Below are 3,803 nucleotides of genomic sequence, written 5' to 3' on the forward strand. Positions count from 1 at the left end.
CATCGAGGGAATATACAAACAAATTGAGTTAATCGGAAAGGTCCTCAACAGGGAAGAACAGGCTTCGATGGTAATAGCCGAGATGAAGGCACAGATAAGCTACATTGAGGGCCTTGTCTCCAACCAGAGCAGGCCGAGTGTTATGTATCTCGTTAGCACGTATAACGGCTACTGGATAGCCGGAAAAGACACCTTCGCGGACAGTATAATCAAAATTGCGGGGGGTAAGAATGCCTTTGAGGACGTTACCGGCTGGAAAGCGGTCAGTGAAGAGGAAATCGTAGCAAGGAACCCGGACGTGGTTATCATAGCCTCAGCTTACGTTGACCCGAAGATATTCTGCTCAGGCCCGCTCTCAACAATCAAGGCCGCGAAGGACGGAAAGGTTTACACCGTCAGCGACCCCAACGTCTTCCAGAGGCCGAGCCCAAGGATTGTGCTGGCAATCCGCGAGATGGCCGAACTGCTCCATCCGAACCTCTTCAAGTACCAGCCCCAGCCCCTCGTCTGCTCTGCCAATACTTCCGCCAACGCGACCGGCTGATTTTTAAGCTTCTTTTCTCCTCTTTTTCCCGGTGATGTTATGGAAAAGAAGACCGTTTACAGGGTTCTGCTCGTGATTGTGATAATCCTGGCGATAATCTTCACCCTCGGCGTTGTTGGTATCGTCCCCTTCGTCTGGAGTGAGTACATAACGGTTTTCATGGTCATCCTGTTCTTCGCCCTGAGGTTCAGTAAAGGCGCTCAACCCTGACGATTGAGAGGTAAATGAAGACCATCGAGAGCAGGAGCAGGACGAGGAGGGCATAAACCGGATTGACGACGTCGTAGTAGTGGAGCATGGCGAAGCGAAGGCCGTCAACGGAGTACGTCATCGGAGTTACGAGGCCAACGGCGAGGAACCACTTCGGAAACAGGAGGAGGGAAACTATAGCACCGCTCGTGAACATCATGGGGAGCCTAATCAAGTTGAGCCACGTCATCGCGTTTATCGGGTTCTCAACGACGAGGGAAACGTAGAGGCCTAAAGCTGAGAAGGCAAAAGCCGACAGAACGAGAAAGAGCACGAAGAGAGGGAGGTTCCATATTGGATAGACCATGAAGGCCCTCAGGAAGAGAAGGCTAACGAAACCGACGAAGAGTCCGAATATTGAACCGGTGAGAACCTTGGCCAGAACGATTTCAAGATAACTCACAGGGGCAACCAGGAGTCTCTCAAAGGTTCTGAGTCTTCTCTCAAAGATTATCGAGGAAGAGACGAAGGAAGTCGTCCCGAAGAGGACGGAAATTGAAACTAAACCAGGGGCAAGGTGATCAACGTCGCCGAAGCGAACTGCAAAAGCCAAGGTGAAAACCAGCGGAAAAACGATGCCCCAGCTTATCGAACCGGGTTTTAGAACGTATTCCTTAAGCTCCTTTTCAGCTATAGCGAGAACCTTCAAAGCGGACACCCCCCGCAGGGACAACCCTTGGTCAGCTCAACGAAAACGTCCTCAACGCTCGGAACCTCTGTGCAGAGGCTCTCAATCCTGAAGCCAAGCTCGGCCTTTAAGGAGTACAGCCTTTCGAGGAATTCATCAACGTTTTCAACCTCCAGAATGAGCCTCCCTCATCAAAGGAAACGTTGTACTCTTCCAGGGCCCTCAGGAGGGAAGACGTCAAAGGCTCAACCGAGAGCTTTACCACGACCTTCTTTCCAATTAACTTTGCGAGTTCGCTCCTCTTGCCTTCGGCTACTATCCTTCCCTCCCTCATTATCGCTATCCTCTGCGGAATCGTCCCAGCTTCAACCATATTGTGAGTTGTTATAAAGACAGTCATGCCCTTTTTATTCAGAACCCTAATGAGAGCCCTGACGGCCTTGGCGGAGTGAACGTCCAGCCCGTTGGTCGGCTCATCGAGGAAGAGGACTTCAGGCTCGTGAATCAGGGCGGAGGCTATCGTCACTCTCCGCTTAAAGCCCGTGCTCAATTTTCCAAACTTCCTATTGGCTGGAAGTTCAAACTCCCTTATTAGCTCCTCGACCCTCTCAATGGGGGCATCGTAGAGCTTCGCCATGAACCTCAGGTTGTCCCTCACGGTGAGCTCATCGTAGAGGTTCGAAACGTCCGGAACAAGGCCTATTGACCTCCTAACCGCGAGCCTCTCCCTTTTGACGTCGAAGCCGCTGATATAGGCCTCCCCGGAGGTAATTGAGGTTAAGGTCGTTAACATTCTCACAGTGGTCGTCTTTCCGGCACCGTTGGGGCCCAGCAGGGCAAAGGCTTCACCTTTCTTCACACTAAAGCTGACACCCCTTACTGCCTCGAAGTCACCGTAGCGCTTGACGAGGTTCTTAGCTATTATCGCTTCCGCCATAGCAGAACCCCCAACAGCAAGATAGTCAGGAGCAGGGAAAGACCAACGTAGGGGTTAAAGCCAATCTCCTCGGTTTTCTCTGTTGGGGTAACGGTAGGTTGGGCCTCGCCGAGGGACCATGCCTCAATGACGCTGTAGCAGTTTTGAACATCATGGGAGCCGTATTCCGTCAGGAAGTAGCCCTTGGGCGAAAAGGCGACGTGGTAAGCGGTCCCGTTGAAGCGCTGGAACCACACAACTGTCCCGTTGGGCGCTACAAGCTCGGCCGTTTTCCCGTAGCTTACGAGGGTGTAATTATCCCTAGTTCCAACGTCGTAGGCGTAGCCGATTAGGGGGACTGAGTAGATAGCTCTTCCATCGAGGGCAAAAAGGGTAACGTTCCCGAAGTTCCCGGCAACCGCGATGCCCTTCCCATCGGTATCAACGGCCCTGGCATAACCACTGAACTTTTTCTTCCAGAGGACCTTCCCGTTTTCATCAAACGCTACAAGCTCACTCCACAACTCTGACTGCGGAACCAAGAGGGCCACAATCTCATTTTGAACCACCAGGACTTTCCTAACCGGGCCGAGATTGGTTCTCCACAGGGGTTGTCCGGAAGATGATATCACCCACAGCCCCGAGTCAGAGCCAACGAGAACCTTATTCCCCCACAGGAGAACGCTCCATGTGTAGTTTCCCAAGCGCTTTTCCCAGGCAAGTTTACCGTTCCGGAAGAGGTAAACCCGGCCCGAAGCATCGCCCGCAACGGCGACATCGAAACGCTGACTACAGCCTCTCGCAGGTTCATCTCCCACAGGACTTTGCCATCTTTAAAGGCCTGAACCCATCTGCCCTCGGTACCGATGAGTAAAATATCGTCGTCGGAGAGAGCTGAGGAATAGGCTATTCCCCTCGTTGGGACCTTCCAGAGGAGCTTTCCGTTGGGACTAAGCAGTTCAGCGTAGTAGCCGAAGGCCAGCCCAATCGTTCCGTTCTCGTTTAAGGCCATCGAGAAGACGGCGCATGTGTCTGAGTAGCTCCAGAGATGGGAGGGCTCAAGAGCGGAGGCGTATGGTAGGAGTAACAGGATGAGTGCGATTGCAACGAACGTTTGGCTTTTCATCTCAAACACTGGCATTCGTTTGGGCCACCTAATAAAAAGCTTTCCAGTGTATAGTGCTAAAGCACTTTTGTTTTCTTCTCTCGTTAGGCTAAACAAACGATGTTAACCTTTGGTTTACAATTTTCGGGTTTAAAAACGCTTTTTTAGGCTCTGGCAGAGTTCATACTGAGGAACAAAAATGGTCGTGTGTATGTTTATGTTCATCGGAGGTGATTGGGTTGAGATACGTTAAGTTGCCGAAAGAACACACCTACGAGTTCCTTGAGAGGCTCAAGGAGTGGGGCAAGCTCTATGCCCCGGTAAGGATTTCAGAAAAGTTCTACGACTTCAGGGAGGTCGA

The 3,803-nt window shown here is 51.7% G+C and carries 6 protein-coding genes and 1 pseudogene; 3 read left to right on the plus strand and 4 right to left on the minus strand.

The features are described from left to right. On the plus strand, nt 1–544 hold a 544-nt coding region (locus tag F7B33_RS00075), incomplete at its 5' end, for an ABC transporter substrate-binding protein (protein ID WP_297072414.1). 39 nt (nt 545–583) lie between these two features. Then, the gene (locus tag F7B33_RS00080; RefSeq protein WP_297062404.1) at nt 584–754 is read left to right on the plus strand and encodes a hypothetical protein; all 171 of its coding nucleotides are present in this window, start codon (nt 584–586) and stop codon (nt 752–754) included. Here the strand turns inward: F7B33_RS00080 and F7B33_RS00085 are convergent. The 4 genes from F7B33_RS00085 to F7B33_RS10175 form a co-directional block, all read right to left on the minus strand. Further along, the gene (locus tag F7B33_RS00085) at nt 732–1,451 is read right to left on the minus strand and encodes an ABC transporter permease (protein WP_297062405.1); all 720 of its coding nucleotides are present in this window, start codon (nt 1,449–1,451) and stop codon (nt 732–734) included. The genes F7B33_RS00080 and F7B33_RS00085 overlap by 23 nt on opposite strands. 97 nt (nt 1,452–1,548) lie before the next feature. Beyond that, nucleotides 1,549–2,358, minus strand: a complete 810-nt coding sequence (locus tag F7B33_RS00090) for an ABC transporter ATP-binding protein (RefSeq protein ID WP_297072417.1) — start codon at nt 2,356–2,358, stop codon at nt 1,549–1,551. Then, on the minus strand, nt 2,343–2,969 hold the full coding sequence (locus F7B33_RS00095; RefSeq protein WP_366927506.1) for a hypothetical protein: 627 nt from the start codon (nt 2,967–2,969) through the stop codon (nt 2,343–2,345). Before F7B33_RS00095 ends, F7B33_RS00090 begins: the two co-directional genes overlap by 16 nt. Beyond that, nucleotides 2,966–3,463, minus strand: coding sequence for a PQQ-binding-like beta-propeller repeat protein (locus F7B33_RS10175; protein WP_297062444.1), 498 nt, complete (start codon nt 3,461–3,463; stop codon nt 2,966–2,968). The genes F7B33_RS00095 and F7B33_RS10175 overlap by 4 nt, the downstream gene beginning before the upstream one ends. A 218-nt stretch (nt 3,464–3,681) precedes the next feature. On the opposite strand from F7B33_RS10175, the pseudogene F7B33_RS00105 reads away from it, so the two are divergent. Then, nucleotides 3,682–3,803: pseudogene (locus F7B33_RS00105) on the plus strand (hydrogenase); the annotation flags it as partial.

This window comes from Thermococcus sp., from assembly GCF_015523185.1.
GTDB lineage: Archaea > Methanobacteriota_B > Thermococci > Thermococcales > Thermococcaceae > Thermococcus.

Excerpts from the sequence above, each read along its gene's own strand:
- F7B33_RS00080 (WP_297062404.1), top strand. The coding sequence starts at position 584 with ATGGAAAAGAAGACCGTTTACAGGGTTCTGCTCGTGATTGTGATAATC.
- F7B33_RS00090 (WP_297072417.1), bottom strand. The coding sequence starts at position 2,358 with ATGGCGGAAGCGATAATAGCTAAGAACCTCGTCAAGCGCTACGGTGAC.
- F7B33_RS10175 (WP_297062444.1), bottom strand. The coding sequence starts at position 3,463 with ATGAAAAGCCAAACGTTCGTTGCAATCGCACTCATCCTGTTACTCCTA.